The following is a 17754-nucleotide window of genomic DNA, read 5'->3' as shown; positions in this document are numbered from 1 at the left end:
TCCCGAAAGTTTAATAAATTGCCTCAAAAAGGTAGCTTAAATGGCAAATTTTTTAGATGTCCTGCCGGAAGTATTTGTATCACACACGGATATTTCTTCCCAGGTATCGCAGGCAGCAGCACGCGGGGAACTTAAAAAAATCGGGTCCCGTCTATACACAAAAAACCTGACAGATGATCCCGAAATTATTGTCAAACGGCATTGGGTCGATCTGCTATCTGAATATTATCCCGATGCGCTGATTGCCGATCGGACGGCATTGGAAAACAAACCGGCGGAAGATGGATCGGTCTTTATCGTCTCATCCAAAAAGCGCATCACGGAAATTCCCGGCATAATTTTCAACCCGCGAAAAGGACATGAGCCGTTAGAAAGCGACCGTCCTTTTATTAATGGTCTCCATATTAGCTCCGAACCCAGAGCCTATCTTGAAAACATGCGCCCTTCCCGAGCCCGCAAAGGATCCGTTCCAAGGACGCTTCGGCAGGAAGAGATGGAAGAGCGCTTGGACAAACTCTTTCGGGTTCGCGGGGCTGACCATGTCAACAATATACGCGACCGTGCCCGAGAAATAGCACTGCAGCTGGATATGCAAGAAGAATATGAAAAGCTGGACGATCTTATTGGCAGCTTGCAGGGCACGCGCGATTCCAATATTAAATCAGATGTTGGAAAAGCCCGGAAATCTAAAAAGCCGTATGACCCCGATCGCGTAGATCTGTTTCTCAAACTTTTTGAAGATCTGTCGGATTTTGCTCCTCACACTCGTTCTGCGTCCAACCTTTCGCAGGACGAACGAATAAACCTCTCATTCTTCGAAGCATATTTCTCTAATTTTATTGAAGGAACCGAATTTGAAGTAGATGAGGCTGCAGATATCGTTTTTAACAATGCGATACCAGCTGAACGTCCCGAAGATGCCCATGATGTAATGGGGACCTTTCGCATAGTTTCCAACTATTCAGAGATGGCAAAAATACCTGAAGATTTTGATGAATTTATTGCTTTGTTAAAGAATCGGCATTCTACTATAATGGCTCTGCGGAAAGACAAAAAGCCGGGCGAATTTAAGACCAAAATGAATGTGGCCGGTAGCACCCAGTTTGTGAAACCCGAGCTTGTCATGGCCACCCTGGAACGAGGATTCGAAATGTATCGCGGATTGGAATATCCCTTCCAGAAGGCGGTATTTATGATGTTCTTGGTTAGCGAAGTACATCCTTTCACTGACGGCAATGGTCGTATTGCTCGCATTATGATGAATGCAGAACTCGTTGCTGCGGATCAACAAAAAATTATTATCCCTACGGTTTATCGGAATAATTACCTGGCTGCATTAAAAGCTTTGACTCACAACCGGCAACCAGACGCTTTGATCCGAACCCTCGATTTCGGTCAAAAATATGTACAAGCTATCAATTGGGACAACTACGATGAGGCACGTACTGAAATGGAAGCCACCAATGCCTTTATGGATCCAACCGAAGCTGACCAAGAAGGTATTCGATTGCGTCTGCCTACTTAGCCCCCCCCTTAAATCCCGATAGTTTAAATTAGTCGAGTATTAAAACCCGAAAAATTAATTTTATTCACTTGTCCCCCCTATTAAATCGGGGTTCTTACTTAAGAATCAATTTTGGTATAAAAAGAATATAAGGGCAAATGAGGTACGAGGCCTAGCAACAAAACGCTGTTTATAGAGCTAATTTATTTCCATTATTGAAGCCTGTTTAATAAAATTTACCAAGTCATTATCGTAAGACTTTAAATACTGGTTAATAAACTCCTGAATTGAGGGAGCAATATTATACTGGCTACCTTCGGGAGGCGTCATGCCCATCTCCATATGATCGATATAATCCGTGGACATCACCATCGTAGAATCTATTATTAATAGCAAGGATAAGAAGTAAACAGATAGATATTTCAAGTTCTTATCTACCTTTTCAAAACCTGAGGATAAATCATAATTTCTTTTATAGTTTGCGTAAGCATTATCTACTCCTTTCACATGAACATAGTCGTTTAGTTTATGCCTCAATGTTTCCCAGTTATTTTGAAGCCCATATTTATTGATGATTTTATGAACATCTGGGTCTGACTTTAAATATTTAAACATTTGATCAAAATCGATAAACCCTATTTTACTATTGTACCAATCGAATAAGTATTCAAAATGCTTATCATAATTTTCATCGGGATAAGCATTTCTTTTGACTATAGCCAGAAAGTATAGAAACATTAGAGATTGATCGCGGAATTTCCGTATTAAAGCATAAGCATCACTTAAACTGCCGTACTGCAAACAACCTTTAATGCTCTCTAGAGTTTCAATGGAAGAGTCTAAAAGTGCAGTATTTAAGATGCATGTTTTTTTATTAGCGGTGGCTACGAAAATGGTTCCATTGAAAGTTTGTAGCAAGGAAATTCTTTGATACAGATCTTCTATCTCTTGGAGACTTTTAGTTACTTTTTTAAAACTGTTAAGGTCCTTAATCCTATCTTTTCTTCTTTCCCTATCATTTTTATTAAAATCGAAACTTTTCATTGTGCTTAGTTAAGCTGTTAGCTTTCTGATGACACAAAAAACTGCTGCCATCCTGCATTTAAAGCAAACTTTATTACAGAAATTGAGAAACTAAAAACCAACAAAAAGGGTCAGCCTAAGATGATTGCAAATCTGTAAGCCTCTTATCCTCTTCATCAAAATCAACTTCCTGCCTTAGTAATGGAGCAAACCACTTTTGTAGTTTGTTAATATCATTAAATTCAGGTAGATAATTATCTTTCCATGGATCAAGTTGCATAATCGATTCGCCCCAAGCGACGCAACTTCTTCTGGGATATCTAAATATGAGAGAGTCTCGGATAGATTCCCAGCACGAATAATGATGACTTACAATAAAATCTGACCAAGTAGCATGTAACTCTTCTTCAGATTTAATGTCGATTATCTCAATTTCATTAAATTTTTTCTTGTCATTAATATCCCACGCTTTTCCCATCATCTCCTTGGCAACTACATCTGTTTCAGGTGCACTGTAACCAAATATTGTTAGCATAAATGACCTTTCAAGAACCCATTCCAAGTGTTTCCATTCACTACTAATGAAGGGACTAGAATCATAGTCTTTATCAGCAACAGGATAAAGTAATCTGACAGGAGAGTAAGGATTATCACATTTTGAGCAACAACCTTTTATATAGCCAACTGTTTTATGGTTTTTACAAATACCCACAGCAACATTGCCGTGTAAGAAATGAATACTAGGCAACTTTTTTATTTTCGAATGCCTACGGTAAGCCTGTAATAACAAAGGGTCCCAATTAAAAGTATATATATGGTCTTTTTCTCGAAGACTTAATATCAATTCATCATACAATGTAACCCTGCTGGGTATTTCAAATTTTGAGAAGTACTCTCTTACCGAATTTTCAACATATTTAACAAGTTCAGGATGATCATTACTTTGATATAATTCATCATATATTTTTTCAAAATTAACTCCTTCATATTCTATATCGTACTCAGACAAAGCAGGGCCTAAATTCAAAACCTCAACAAAATCCTGCATTAAAGGTAGTTCTCTACCATTTTTGTCGCCATTTGGAAATGCAGCTTTACTAGCTCCTGCACCAAGAATTACAACGTGAGGAGCTACGTGCCAAAATGGATATCTTTTTTCTTCTTTATGGCTCATATCTAAGACTAGCTATCTATCGAATGAATATCGCAACATTTGCGATTACTAAATTTTTATTAATTAGTTTCTAGTTTGGCAAATAGCGAGCAAAGACTCAAACAGGTATATGCTTTCTAGATATTATATCAACCTCAAAGATATTTTCTTCCAATCCCAATCTGTCCCATCCTTTAACACACTGTTGCACCCTATTCCAGCCCATCCCGGAGTATTTCCCTTGATTTGAAATAGTGTTACGTTGACATCGGTGATTAATCAAAATGATTCTATCACGACATATTAACCAAGCCTGGCCCGATGCCTCAGCACTTGTCAAATACTGTAGAAACCCCGCAACGCGATTATGCCACCACGCTCCAGGAACTGCGAGAGGGTATGCCTATTTTCGGGCGTATTACCGGCCGGACCGATGATTTCATCGACGTCGAAAAGGATATTCCGTTCAACATTCGTTCTCCTTTTAAGGTGGCCAAGGCCATGTGTCGCCTGGAGCCCGGAATCTATACGCTGCATACCGGCGACGACCATGATATCGAAATCAATTTTCGGATTGACGATCCAAACAAGCAGGCTGAAGTAGCTGCTGACTTCTTTGAGCAACCATCCAGAGAGACCAAAGACGAAGACTATTACAGCAATCGTATTCTTCGGCTGGAAGGAGAGCTCCATGATGCGGACCGCAAGATCCGCCAGCAAGTTGATGAGATTATGAATCTGAAGCGGGAACTTGCCGAAGACAAAACTACGACCCTGCTCACCCACCAGAAAGAGTTGGCCGACCTCAAAGAATCCCACCGCAACGAGATTGACCGGCTCAAAGAAATGCACCGAAGTAACCTCAAAGCCCTCGAAAAAGAGCTCGCAGAACTGGAAAAGCTGAAGTTCCGCATGGAGATGGAACAGCGAGCGGGCGGTCGAGATGCCGGAAGCCGCATGCTGGATATGCTGGAGGAAAATGCTCCGCTGTTCTTTAGCGTCATCTCCGGACTATTTGCCCAACGGGCTGGCAGCCAAGGCCAACTAACCCCCGAGCAAACCGAGGCTTTTAAAGCCGCAGTAGCCCAAAAGATTCAATCGCAGAACAAGTCTGACCTACCCCAACACGATGCCCTCCTCAACGACGAAGCCGAACAACCCAAAGGTGCCGGGGAGGAGACTCCTCGGCACCTTCCCGCCGACGGAGCCGATATCCCAGAGACCCTGCTGGACGGCGCAGGCGGGCCAACTCTGAACGGCAGCTTTTCTTCACCCGAGGCAGGTGGCCATCCCGAATCACCCATGACCATATAACCAACTTTGAACAACCCCGCCATGAATCCTGATCATATTCCCTTGCTCAAAATGGCCCTCGAATATCTTGGTGACCACCCGCAGCCCTACGGACGCTATGCCAAACGCATCAGATCACAACTGGCACTGATGCAGTCTTACGGGCGCCCGATTACGATACAGGACTGGACACGCATGGCCAAACTACTTTCTGAAGAAGCGATAAGCAGGGATATCGGAGCCGAACGCATTGCAAAAACGATATATCCCCTTGTGGATGGATTAGGGCAACACGCAACTACGCTCTGTTATATCCCTGCCCCTTTCGCTTGCAGGCAGCTACTACACTTTACCGGCATGAAGGTAAGTAATCAAATAAAGGCGCTCCTCACGGAAGTCATTATCGAACTGCAAAAACTTGTCACATCCAACGGACCCAAATCTTAGTTAACCCCTATGCCAACCATTACCCAACAACCCGTCACGAGCCTTCGGGATAATATCTACAAGGAATTGGATACCGCAGGAATAACGACCATCACGCGCTCCCGGCAATTTGCAGGCGTACTTATCAGCCTGGGCGATCTTGACCCGAAACTGGCGAAGCGGCTCGGTGATGTAACAACGCGCAACCCCGAACATGGCCTGCAACTTCTGCTTGACTATATCACCTACCGCTCTTGAGCAGTCATTATCCTCATATCACCCCTTCCCGTAACGCAGTCACTACCGACGGTTTAGTGATGAGCAATAAGGCGGCAGCAAATCCCCTACAAGGTGATGCTGCCGCCCCTATTATTTCCCGGCGCAGGACGTATCCAGGTATTGAACAAGTGCTTAAGGTAGCCTCCCAGCTTGTAACCAAATATACCGGTCGGGACGATATCCGAAAGCTTGCCTTAAAAATCACTCGTAGGGTTCCCAGGAATATTAGCACCGGCCTTCCTAACCTACGAAATGCAGATCAGATTGCCGATTCTATCTACAAGTGGATGACCCGCAATATCAACTACGTTCGGGATCCCTGGAACATTGAACGCATTCAATCCCCGGATGTCACTCTCAAACAAAAGGCCGGAGATTGCGACGATCACGCGATCCTGTCGGCGGCCCTGCTGCAAAGCCTGGGCATTCAAACCGGATTTCGGATTGTGAGCCGGACGGGACGAAACTACGATCATATCTACACCGTCTTTCGCTCCCCTGATGGATGGAAATCTTTTGATACGACTGTCGCCAAATATCCAGGATTCGCCTTTGACGAAACCCTCATCAAAAAATCCAAGCACCTGCCGAACCGGATGCCGGACGGATTAGGTATTGACCCGATTACCCTGACCGCTGCTGCAACGACAGCTCTGCAAACAGGCGTCACTATGAAAAGCATGTTTTCCAAATGGTTTGGCGCGAAAGATAAAGACGAGCGTATCCAGCGCGGGCAATGGCGAGACTATCTGATGGCCCGAGGGGTCCGCTCGGATGTTATTTCGTTTTCCCAAAAGGATAACGCAGTCCTCCAGCAGTATGCTATGATTATCCAAGAACATGGCCAACCGGCCGTTGATTACCTGAATAGGTTCGGAAGCCTGGACAACAGCTTTCTGGCCAGCCAACAACAATCTCGAAACAAAAAATGGCTCCTGTACGGCGGACTCTCGGCCGGGCTTTTGACGCTTGGCGGTATCAGCTACTGGACCCTTAACCACTCCTGACCTTATGAGTAGTGCTTACTTACAACCTATAGCGATAACAAACGACGATGATCAGTTGATCATACCTAATAGCCTACGTAGTGGCTTAGACGGTTGGGAAGAAGATGATCCCTGCCGATATGCCAACCAGAGCTGTAAGGGAAAGATGTTCGGCAAGCTCAAAAGCTGTCGGCGCAAGCGCGAAAAATCGCAGGCCCTCTGCAAGGCCCACGAGCGCAAGCTGGCTGAAAAGAAGAAAATAGAGCAGGAAAAACAGCAACTCATGACGGCCCTACAGCACAACGTCACCGATACAGCTGCCAAACAAGAGACCGCAAGCACGGCCATGATTGCGGGCGCAGCAGTTGGTGGAGTTGCTATTCTGGGAGCTGCCATACTGCTTGTTGCCAAAAAGAAAAAAGCCAACGCTAAATCCACGTAGAGGTACACCTATGAACAACAGCTCTTTTGATCAAGTCGATTTCTTGCAAACTACTCGACCATTTAATTTTACTTCCACCACTTTTCCTACGGCCCCTCCGGAGTCAAAGAAAACCAAGTTTGGCAGCATCCTGAATGATTTGTCCAGCTTTTTGACCACCGCGGCCGATACCGCCGTGACCGTGGACGGGGTTATCAATGGCGGCAAAAATAACCCCAGTGGCAGTAGCCTAACACCTGAGCAGCAAATGGCGCTGACGGGAGCCCAGAAATCGGGCGGCCCCAATATGACAAGCATGTTGCTTATTGGCGGCGTCGTTGCCGTTGGGGGAGGACTCATGTACACCTTACTAAAAAAGAAATCGTAATATGATTGAAGCCACTTATCCCGCCCATCCGGTAGGAATTTCTCATTATCTCGATGGTCATATTCCCAACGGGCGCTACCCAAATCCCTCTCCATCGGAGGAAAAGGTGTACCTGCAACCGACCATCCAGCTACAGGAAGTCCCAAAAGGGGCAGAGGTTGAAGCCCCTGAAGACCAATCGATCTGCCAGCGACTCTCTGGCACCCGACCCTCCGAAGAGCTCCGAAATTGGTTTAACCAACACAAGAAAACCCTGGGATGGATTGCCGGTGGATATCTTGCTTTTCGAATCTTAGCCAGACGAAAATAACATGACCCAGACCCAATCTGCATATAGCGACAACGGATTAGGATCCGCTGGCATTACAGGAAATATAATTAGCTCTGAGGCTGGCGAAGTTCGCATTATCGGCCGGTATCCCGAGCGCGGGGTGCCCAAAAACGGGGTTCCCTTCTCCGTTGATATCGAAATCGACCGGTACCGCAACTTCTGGAACTCGTTTCTGCTTATAGCATGTCCGGATGCGGTCATCGCAGCCCTCGATCCGCAATCCCGAAAGGTGCTGGCCATATCCCGAATCCTGACCAGCATGTGGGACGGCTGTCGCGGGCAAACCCGGCTTGTGTTCGGGCGCTCTTTTCGTCCGGATCGTAATCACCCGGTCATCTTTGAACTGCACCCCAGCAATGTTACTGAAGCCAATATATCCGAGGCCAAACCGCTTGCGGCCTCCAAGGTCATGACGTTGGATCTGGATATCGAGGAAGGCCAACAGAGCGGGGTATATGCTCCACCCACCGAGCCGTGGTATCAGATTAGCTTGCCCAGTCCCCAAAGCGCATTCAGCGGCGTCAACAGCACGCTCACCAAAGTATTATGGCTAGTGGGCATCGGAGCCGGGGCGTATTTCCTTGGCCCGCTTATCCCCGGCATGCGAGACAGCTTGAAAACCATAGCCAACCCTGACACCGGCCGAGAGGAACAGAAAAATGCGTGAGCTCATTGAAGGTCGTGATTATCAGATTGTGGACGACGGTATGGGCGGGTTAAACAGCTACCTGCGCCAAACCGGGAAAAATGCGTTTCGCAAAGCCATTAGCCTAGCCGACCACGCCCTAAGCGGCAAGAAAGGAAAAGCCGCAACTACCGCCATCATCATGGCCGGGCTTACAACCGATAAAGATGGATTAAATAATGTCTACCACCAACATGCCGGGGTTATCAACCGGTACTTCGAATATGTGGACCTACAGGCGGTAAGTGATCTTATCGGTCTTGAAGAGACCATTGCAAAAAGCAAATCCATGGACACACTTAAACAGGCCGGTTTTCTCTCCATGGGCATCGCCATCGGAATAGCCGGTCTCACCTTCATAAACCGAAAACGATCTTCCCAATGACTCTCAAAATAGGTGACAAAGGTCCGCAGGTCATGCACCTGCAATCGGCACTGAAAGCCCTTGGCATTGGGCTCCCCAAATATGGTGTCGATGGGATATTTGGTCCCGAAACCCAACAGGCGGTCAAACAAGCCCAGCAAAAATTGGGACTACAACCGAATGGAATTGTCGATGGGATACTGCTTAACAAGCTCGGTATTAGCCAACAGTCTTTACAAGTACCACGAAACGCTCCCACTGCGAAAACGGGTATTCTCGTATTAGGGACTATCGCCATTATTGGAATTGGAATCGCAATCAAAAAAACTAGACGAACCTGATATGGAATCAATGACTGCCCAGCAGCTTTCTAAACTTAATATCAAAGGCATAAAAATAGCACAACCTTACGGGAGACTTCTCGGTGAGCCCGAAAAGAATGCCGTCATTTTTATTTGGGGCGAAAAAGGCGCCGGTAAATCCACCATGAGTCTGGGACTCGCTGACGCATTAGCCGAACACGGGCGCATCGAGTATATCCCCGCCGAAGAGCATTTTGGCAAAACATTGGTCGACCGCGTCAAACGCCTGGAAGCGACCCACCCGAATCTCAATTTCACCAAATGGAAATCCATTCAGGCACTCAAAGAAATTCTGCTTAAAAACCGGTCCTTCGCCTGTATCCTGGATTCGATTTCCGTGATCGATGCCAACGCCAAGGAAACCGTAGAGCTGGCCCAGTGGTGCCGCGAAAACGGGATCATGTTTGTGATGGTATCCCACGCCACCAAGGACGGGCAATATAAAGGCAACACCAGCATCGCCCACGAGTGTGACATCGAGATCAAAGTTACCAAGGAAGGCGGAGCCGAAACCGAAAAGAATCGCTACCGGGAACTGACCGCTATTGCCGTGCCCTTTACGGCCCAAGACCGCGAGGTGACACCAGCTAACCCTGCTGCCAAAGAAGAAACCAACCCAGACAAACGCGAAAACCCAGTGGATACTCCTTTTAAGATTACCCTCAAAGAGATCGACACCCTTCACAAGATTCGATCCTGGAAACGGATCAACTCGATGTTTGGCAGCAAGATGCCCTGCTACGGGTCCAAGCATTCCGGGGAGTCTGAAAACGCCCACCTCTCGATCCGATACACAGCAGACTATCCCAAGAAGCGGTACATCATGGATCTACTGCTGGACGGCCATCTGGAATATCAAGCCTGCACGGAAGGCAAAGGGGGCGGGCTAAAAGCGTGCTGGAAAAAGTTAGTCAACAAATATGGCGATCTGGAAATCCGAATTTATAAGCAGGACCACGCCAAAGTCGTGCTGGGCGCCAAAGAGTACAAGCGCCAGGAACGCGCGCTTGGCAAAAAGGAAAAATCTACTGTGACCAACTCACCTGCGCCAAAGACCAAGAAGAAACCGGCTACTAAACCCAAGCCCGCTTCTACCAAACAAGAAAAAACGTCGTCAAAAGAACAACCGACGACGAAGAATATTTCATCTGACGAAAAGCCTCAACAGCAAGTAGACATTGAAGCGGCCAAAGAAAGTCAGGCTAAATTGGACGCCTTTCTAACCAAAGTATTAGGCTAACCCCATGCGAGACAATCCAACTGTTACCCCTTTTGAAGACATTACAACCGAGGACTATCCCGGTATTTTTGGCGACTTTGACGGGGACGGGATTCCCAACGCCGACGACCCCAACCCGCAGCTGGCCGGCGACACCGATACGGTCGAGGAGACCAAGCTCACCGACGAAATCAAACAGTTGATCGACCTTCGAGGCGACTACCAGCAGGCCTTGGACCAGGTAATAGCAAAGCTCACCGGCATGCAACCAAAAGCTACGGTTAAGGGCCGCGTGAAGTCTCCCTATTCGGTTATCAACAAATTGCGTCGCAAACGCATTAAGACTGATATCAAGCAGGCTAATGCAAATCAGCTTTATACCCAAGGCCTGACCGATATGGCCGGATGCATGATCGTGTTGTCTGATCAAAAGGATCTGGATCAAGTGGTAAAACAAATTGATTCAGGAGCAATCGGAGAAGTATTTGAACATGAAGACAAATACGCCGAACCGGTCGGTGGCTACCGAGCGCATCACTTTATCGTGATGGCTGGGGAGGCCGGAGATATTCCGGTCGAGATCCAGGTAAAGACCCAGCGTATGGCACAAATAGCAAAAGCCGCTCACACACCTTATAAATCAGGCACCCTTAACACCAAACGCATGCAGCACCTAACCGATCTAGCCTGGAAAGCAGACCAGGGAAATGAGGAAGCTGCTAAGAAAATAGATGATCTTCTGGGCAACCCCACGAAATTGAATCAACAGCTGACGAGTCGTAACAATCCTACCAACCAGTTGCAGGCACTCCAGAACTCCTTTACCGAGACAGCTAAGAAACTGGCCTTGGCTTTTTCGCTTGACAGATTTCCTCAAGAACATCGCGAGCCAGCACTGCAGCTGTTTCGCCAGCATGGGAATATTATTGGCGTCGACTTTGACCAAATTTTTGAAGATGCCACAAATGAGGACCTATCAGCCAAAATTGAAGACAACCAATCATACCATGACTCTGAAGATCGTGCGGGAGAGGCGAAATATGGAAGCGATTTTTCTGACCTTGCATTAAAAAATTACGATCCGATCCGTTTAACAAAATCCGAACGTCGCCGGGCTAATGAAGCAGCATTGGCCGTCTTGGAAAAAGAAGATCGTGCTATCACCGAATCCGACCTGGACATTCTTCGTCGGTATACCGGAGCCGGTGGATTAGGGTACGGGGAAGATCGCACCGGCACCGAGCGCGGCCTACTCAACGAACATTACACTTCTTACCCATTGGTCAAGCTCATCTGGGATAAACTCCGGGCCATGGGCGTGGACGGAGGCAACATCTTAGAACCCGGGGCGGGCGTGGGCAACTTTGCAGGCTTCATGCCTACCGGCGGAGCCTTTCGCATGCTGATGGTTGAACGGTCTGCAGTGAGCTCTCGCATTGCCCGGCTGCTGCATCCAAGCCAGCTGGTCCGCCACGAAAACTTTGCCCAGACCGACCTGTCGCTATATAATCTGACCGGCGCCATAGGCAATGTCCCTTTTGGGGATATCAAAATTCACACCCAGCGCGACCCGCTGGCTTCCCTGAATCCCCGCATCCACGACTACTTTATCCTGAAGTCTCTGGACGCCCTCCAACCCGGCGGGTTTTTGGCCGTAATCACTTCGGTTGGCACTATGGACAAGAAGGATCCGGCCATCCGCCAGGCGATGGTCCAGCGCGCCCGGTTTGTGGGTGCTTACCGGTTGCCCTCGACCGCATTCAAGGACAATGCCGATACGCTGGTCACGACGGATCTCATCCTGTTTCAGAAATACCCCGATGTTGACGGCGAAACCCATCCTGACGTAAACAGTGAATTAAACCAGCTGTTTGCCTATGAGGATCTCGCGGTAAGTATCACCGAATATAAGGACCAGTCTTACGGGGCCTACTACAATCCCTATTATCAGAAATATCCCCAGCAGGTACTAGGCGAACATATTCAGGGACACGACATGCAGTTTTTGACCCGTATGGGCGTCAAAGGCCAATTGGATGAGGCTTTGACCGGTAAGGTTCTTGGAGATGATCTTCGCTTCCCATACCCGCTTCCGGGGCCGACGGGTTTCTACCGGATCCCCGATGAGGGCGTACGCCTGGAGACGACCCGCGATTACCACGCCGGGAATATCGTCTGGCATGACGAGAAATTTTATGAAAAACAGCGCCACTACTTCAAACCTATTACCGTAGGTGGATCGGATAAAGCGGGTGACGGGCTTCGCGCCAAGATAAGCTCAGCCTGCCAGATGCTCGATACCTATGATGATTTTGTCACGGCGCTGGCCCAGGACAGCGAGCAAAAAGAGCCGCTTCACGGGGAGTTTAAGGAGTTACTTGAAAGTCACATCAACAGCTACGGCATTCCCGACGAAGACGATGATATTCGCCAGGTTTTCCGTTACGACAACCGGCTGTACAAACTGACGACCTTTGTGAAGCGCGATCCGATCAGCGGCCAGCTCGTCTATGCCGATATCATCGATGCCGACTCGCTATTCAACCGCAACTACGTGCCTGCGGTCTCCGACTCCGATGATCTGGCCGAAATTGCCATGTACGGCCGCTCCATCGGCGAAGAGCTTACGCTTGATTTCTACCAGTCCACCTACAAAGGAGGAACAGCCAGCCGGAGCGATCTCACCGAAGCGATCAAGAATCACCCTGACTTCTTTTACAATCCCGAAACCAATAATTACGAGTTTCGTTATCAATACCTGGCCGGTAATGTCCGCCGCAAGCTGGAAATAGCCGAAGACAACCAGCTGGAGAAAAACATCCAGGCCCTGAAGGCCGTTCTCCCCGAGTGGATTGATGCCTACAGCATTACCGTAGATCCCCGTCACATTTTCACCTATCTGCCGACGAAGGTGCTCACCCAGTGGATTAAAGATGAGCTGGGCTATCGGGACGTACATCTCGGCTTAGTCAAAGATAAAGCCGACCTCGGTAACCGCTTCTATATGAAGCTCCGCAAAGGCGGGCGTTATATCAAAGGTGGCGAGGAAACGGCGGGCGACTGGAACCAAGGATGGGGCGAGACGCCGTTCAGCAAAATCATCAAAAATTACATTCAGGATTCCAGTTTCCCGTTGGTCTTCTATGATGAGGACGACAACGTGCTACGGGATATGACGCTCAAACGAGCCGAGCAAACCGGCCAGCAGGCGCTTATCGAACGAGCCCGCGCCAAACAGCGCACCCACAACGACCAGATGCTGACGCGCGTGCCTCAAAAATTCAACCAATGGGTACGCACCAAGGCCTCCACGGAAATCCGTGAGCTCATCGAGCAGGCGTATAACCACGAGTATAACGCTCATATCAACCCGCAATTCGATGGGGCCACCCTTCGGGTTCGGGGCATGTCCGACACCTTCTATGGCGTCAAAGACTTTGCGGTCTACAAACACAACCGCGCGGTCGCCGAGAAGCTCGTATGGGGTGGCCGCGGAGCCAACTGCCACGATGTCGGCGCTGGAAAAACGCTTTCTTCTATTATCACCTCGCAAGTGCTGTTGCAACAGGGAGCCTGTAGTAAACCCATGTTCGTAGTACCCGGGAAAGTACAGGAAAAGTGGGTCGAGGAATATGCGATGCTGTTCCCGGAAGCCAAAATCCTCAATATGAAAATGACAGGCACCGAGCGCCACAAGGAGCTCACTATGGCCCAGCTCTACCACTGGGACGCGATCTTTATTGCCGATCACGCCTTCAAGAGCCTGCCACTGTCCCCGGCCGTCCAGCAGCAGATGTATTCCGAGCGCGTGGAATACTTCGATCAAATGATTGATAGTTTCGACGAGCTCATCGAAGAAGACGATGCCCTCAGCTCTACGGCCAAAAAGTCGATGGTCACGCGGCTGGAAAAGATGAAAGAAGAGTGGGAGGCCAAACTACGCAATGTAGCAACTGCCACAAGATTAGAAACTGACATCTTTTTTGATGAGCTCGGCGTGGACGCCCTGTTCTTTGACGAGGCCCACTTCTACAAAAATGCGTTGGGCAGCGCCAAAGCGGCGAAGCTCGGTATTGCAGCCAATAAACCGTCCCAACGAGCCGAAGACGCACTCCAGAAAACCAAGTGGCTGTTTTCGAAAGTGGGCTACAAAAACGTCTTTGTATTAACCGCTACCCCGGTCGTCAACTCTCCGGTTGAGGTGTGGCACATGCTTAACCTATGCGCCCCGGATCTGCTCGAAAAATACCAGATTGCCAACTTGGACAACTTCATCAACCAGTTTGTCCGCGAGGAGGAAAAGATCGTCAAAAAGACCAACGGCGAATACCGAACCGAGCGCGTAGTGGCCGGTTACTACAATCTCCCCGAAATGCGGGCGATTATCGATGAGGTTATGGACATCAAAAGCTACGACCAGCTGGTGGGGTTCTACGAGAAGTTTCCCGACCTGCTCAAAGATGAGTCTGGAAATGTCGTGACCGACAACCAAGGCAATCCCCAAGCGCTCAAACCGAAATTCAAGCGCCCCGAGGCCGAGACCAAGCAACAAGTCATCGAACCCAGCGAAATTCACAAATTGTTATTCGATGATATCATTCTCCGAGCGGATAACATCCTCGATTGTATGCGCCAGCGCGGATGCCAGACCAAAGACAATTTCCTGGTCATTACCGGCGATGGCAGTAAAATAGCTACGGATCTTCGCGTATATGACAGCAGTTTCGCAGGCGTAGATGGCAAGTTCCTGAAGCTCGGGGCCCTGGTCGATAACGTAGCTGAAAGTTACGCCTACCGCGAAAACCCTGCTCCCAGCAGACTGCCGGAAAGCATCTATGGCGATTTCTTCTCAAAAGCCAACCAGCAGGTGAGGCAAAATCCGAACCCATACGAAGGCCAGTCCCGCCACAAACTTATTAAGGAGCTAAAAGCACTAGGTTACTTTGAGGAGGTTGCCCGAGAAATCGAAGCCACTGAAGGAGACCTCCACGCAGTACCCGTTGGCAAGCAGTTCCTGCTTAACAAGATCGAAAAACAGCGGGAAAAACACTCCGACGGGCCGGACTCGATAGAAGAAATCTTCGACCGAGCGGTCATGATTGTTGAGGCTTTGTATAGTAGGCGCAATAATCCGGCGACTCCCGCAATTCGCAACCAGATCATCTTCTGCGACTGGATCTCCGTGGAAGGCCAAAAAGGCGGGAGCTATCACCAACTTATAAAAGAAGAGCTGGCCGAAGCCGGGATCCCCAGCGGAGAAATTGCCATTATTAACGGCTCTATTATTGGCACCGACCCCAAGGGTGAGGATTATTTCGTCTCCTCCTCCGATGACAAAGAAGCGCTCAAAAAGCAGGTGCAGGATGATTTCAACCTGGGCAAATACCGCGTACTGATCGGCAACCAATCCATTGCCGAAGGCATGAACCTGCAAAAATGGACCACTGATCTGCATCACATGGATGTGCCTTACACCCCTTCGCAGATCCAGCAGCGCAACGGGCGCGGGCTCCGGCAGGGAAACCAACACGGAAAAGTGAACATCCATTTTTATCTGATGAAGGATTCTTTTGATCAGTACCGCCTGGAGCTGGTCAGCAAGAAACAAAGCTGGATCGATGAGCTCTTCTTTGGTGACGGACGGGAAACCTCTGCCGATTCCGAGGGAGAATCCCTGGAATACGAGCAGATGGTGGCCGCCACCAACTCCGATCCCCGAGTCAAAGAATTTTTCCAGTCCAAAGCCCAAACGAAGGTGCTGAAGGCACGCATTGATTCATTACTTAGCGAGACCCAGCGCCTGGAATCTTCCCTGTCCCAAGCAAGCCGGGATGTGACCAAGCGCTCCGAGCGAATGGAGTCCGCGATCCAGCGGGAGCAATCCCTTATTAATTCGGAGTTGCCGGAATCAGCCCAACAGGCCCTCGGCGAAGGACTCATCCGCATTGGCTGGCTGGACTACAGCGGGGAGATCGGCACCATTGAAAACAACCTCTCCTCAGACGGCAAACGTATTCCTCGGTTCCGCCACGAGCTGCAGCTCGAAGTGCCGAAAAATAACGCCAACGGTCGGGTCCTGTTTAACCTGATACCTGATCCGAATGCGCCCAGTCGAAGTTTCTACAACAAGATTAAGTGGAGCTCCATCAAGCAGATGGCAGGCGACCAGCTAAACGGGCAATTCGGCTGGAGTATGGACGAGCCGGTCCAATCGGGCCGAAGCCTGGCGGGCAACAAAGGGAATATTATTGCCGATGAGTCCGACTTTTACAGCCATTACGAGGTAGATATCGAGGCCGAAAAACAGAAAACGGGCCCGGACGGCAGCGAAGTAACCTACGATCAGATGAAGCAACGGCTCGGCATGTACAAAATCCAGCGCTGGCTGCCAATCATAAAGCAAAAACTGGCCGAACTCTTCCTTGCCCTCGAAAAAGGATGGCAACAGTCCGCCCCGGTCCGTATTCAGCAGATTACCTTCGAGCTGGAACGCTCGAAGAAAACCCTGCGCGAACTGGAGACAACCCACCAGCAAACCCAAAAAGAATTGGAGCAGGCTCAATTGGACCTCACCTCCAACCAAAACACCGTAACCAAACTGCAAGATGTGGTCAACGAACTGGTCAAAACCAAATTTACCGACCGGTCGGAATTGTACGAAGAACTCAATCGCATTGCACCTAAATATGGGGTGAAGGGAACCGTTCGCGCCCGCGAGGTTGGTATTTATCGCGACAGTTCACCAGATGAAAAAATACGCCCGAATCGGTCTGGTAAACAGACAACGAAATCTCTCCCCATGCCTCTGAAAACCTTATTTGGCGACCCATTGGTGTACGCGGGCTCCGTTGGTGAACTGGAGTTTATTGACACCAAAGGATTTTTGCAGCGCATACTTTCTGAGGATGAGGATTTAGCTATGATTATCGACGCCGAGGGCACCACGCTGTTTGCCTTTCCGACAACCCGCATGAAATTACTCAAAGGAGCCTACGCCAGCGACCAAGCCGAACAGATGTACGAAGAGTTCCATCATTTTCCGGCCGACGGCTATGACTACGAACTGTTTCCACCGGCGGGCGGGGAGCTGGTTTCCATCGGTCACGCCGAGCGCATCATGTACAGCAGCGACAAGGTCATTTACCCGGGCGACCAGAAAGGAGACGACCATCACTACTACCACTATTTCGACGATGGCAAGCGCCCCGTGTTCTCCTACGGGGACATCTATATCATAACCAACCTGAATATTGACGGCCGAGGCATCCTTAATTAACTCTCAGCGAACCCACCTATGACCCAACGAATATTTGCAAAAAA

Annotated in this window: 15 protein-coding genes; 13 read left to right on the top strand and 2 right to left on the bottom strand. The window is 48.8% G+C overall.

Annotated features, from left to right (window positions below; all coding sequences use genetic code 11):
* Nucleotides 1-40: 40 nt before the first annotated feature.
* The gene (locus tag NC796_RS01985) at nucleotides 41-1525 is read left to right on the top strand and encodes a Fic family protein (RefSeq protein ID WP_310681604.1); all 1485 of its coding nucleotides are present in this window, start codon (nucleotides 41-43) and stop codon (nucleotides 1523-1525) included.
* A gap of 177 nt (nucleotides 1526-1702) precedes the next feature.
* Here NC796_RS01985 and NC796_RS01980 read toward each other — a convergent pair whose 3' ends face one another.
* Together NC796_RS01980 and NC796_RS01975 are read right to left on the bottom strand one after the other, a co-directional pair.
* Nucleotides 1703-2548 carry a hypothetical protein gene (locus NC796_RS01980; protein WP_310681602.1) on the bottom strand — a complete coding sequence of 282 codons (846 nt, stop codon included), beginning with the start codon at nucleotides 2546-2548 and terminating at the stop codon, nucleotides 1703-1705.
* Between the two features lie 115 nt (nucleotides 2549-2663).
* On the bottom strand, nucleotides 2664-3701 hold the full coding sequence (locus NC796_RS01975) for a hypothetical protein (protein WP_310681601.1): 1038 nt from the start codon (nucleotides 3699-3701) through the stop codon (nucleotides 2664-2666).
* Nucleotides 3702-4001: 300 nt separating this feature from the next.
* On the opposite strand from NC796_RS01975, the gene NC796_RS01970 reads away from it, so the two are divergent.
* Genes NC796_RS01970 through NC796_RS01915 form a run of 12 tightly spaced genes read left to right on the top strand, consistent with a single transcriptional unit; the run spans nucleotide 4002 to nucleotide 17710 of the window.
* Nucleotides 4002-4994, top strand: coding sequence for a hypothetical protein (locus NC796_RS01970; RefSeq protein ID WP_310681600.1), 993 nt, complete (start codon nucleotides 4002-4004; stop codon nucleotides 4992-4994).
* A gap of 21 nt (nucleotides 4995-5015) precedes the next feature.
* Nucleotides 5016-5420: a hypothetical protein gene (locus NC796_RS01965; RefSeq protein WP_310681599.1), complete on the top strand. Its 405-nt coding sequence runs from the start codon at nucleotides 5016-5018 to the stop codon at nucleotides 5418-5420.
* A gap of 9 nt (nucleotides 5421-5429) precedes the next feature.
* A complete protein-coding gene (locus tag NC796_RS01960; RefSeq protein WP_310681598.1) occupies nucleotides 5430-5657 on the top strand; it encodes a hypothetical protein in 228 nt (75 codons plus the stop codon).
* Nucleotides 5654-6685: a transglutaminase-like domain-containing protein gene (locus tag NC796_RS01955; RefSeq protein ID WP_310681597.1), complete on the top strand. Its 1032-nt coding sequence runs from the start codon at nucleotides 5654-5656 to the stop codon at nucleotides 6683-6685. The genes NC796_RS01960 and NC796_RS01955 overlap by 4 nt, the downstream gene beginning before the upstream one ends.
* A 4-nt stretch (nucleotides 6686-6689) precedes the next feature.
* Entirely contained in the window at nucleotides 6690-7106 is a 417-nt protein-coding gene (locus NC796_RS01950; RefSeq protein WP_310681596.1) for a hypothetical protein, read from the top strand.
* 10 nt (nucleotides 7107-7116) lie between these two features.
* On the top strand, nucleotides 7117-7473 hold the full coding sequence (locus NC796_RS01945) for a hypothetical protein (RefSeq protein WP_310681594.1): 357 nt from the start codon (nucleotides 7117-7119) through the stop codon (nucleotides 7471-7473).
* A gap of 1 nt (nucleotide 7474) precedes the next feature.
* Nucleotides 7475-7783 carry a hypothetical protein gene (locus NC796_RS01940; protein ID WP_310681592.1) on the top strand — a complete coding sequence of 103 codons (309 nt, stop codon included), beginning with the start codon at nucleotides 7475-7477 and terminating at the stop codon, nucleotides 7781-7783.
* A 1-nt stretch (nucleotide 7784) separates the two neighbouring features.
* Entirely contained in the window at nucleotides 7785-8471 is a 687-nt protein-coding gene (locus NC796_RS01935) for a hypothetical protein (RefSeq protein ID WP_310681590.1), read from the top strand.
* Nucleotides 8464-8874, top strand: coding sequence for a hypothetical protein (locus NC796_RS01930; RefSeq protein ID WP_310681589.1), 411 nt, complete (start codon nucleotides 8464-8466; stop codon nucleotides 8872-8874). Before NC796_RS01935 ends, NC796_RS01930 begins: the two co-directional genes overlap by 8 nt.
* Nucleotides 8871-9194, top strand: a complete 324-nt coding sequence (locus NC796_RS01925) for a peptidoglycan-binding protein (RefSeq protein ID WP_310681588.1) — start codon at nucleotides 8871-8873, stop codon at nucleotides 9192-9194. The genes NC796_RS01930 and NC796_RS01925 overlap by 4 nt, the downstream gene beginning before the upstream one ends.
* Nucleotide 9195: 1 nt before the next feature.
* Nucleotides 9196-10455 carry a hypothetical protein gene (locus tag NC796_RS01920; protein WP_310681587.1) on the top strand — a complete coding sequence of 420 codons (1260 nt, stop codon included), beginning with the start codon at nucleotides 9196-9198 and terminating at the stop codon, nucleotides 10453-10455.
* A 4-nt stretch (nucleotides 10456-10459) separates the two neighbouring features.
* The gene (locus NC796_RS01915) at nucleotides 10460-17710 is read left to right on the top strand and encodes a helicase-related protein (protein WP_310681586.1); all 7251 of its coding nucleotides are present in this window, start codon (nucleotides 10460-10462) and stop codon (nucleotides 17708-17710) included.
* Nucleotides 17711-17754: the final 44 nt, after the last annotated feature.

The sequence above is a fragment of the Aliifodinibius sp. S!AR15-10 genome (assembly GCF_031569985.1).
Taxonomy (GTDB): Bacteria; Bacteroidota; Rhodothermia; order Balneolales; family Balneolaceae; genus JAMQKA01.
Note: the sequence above shows the minus strand (reverse complement) of the source record. Positions and strands in the feature narration are given on the sequence as shown.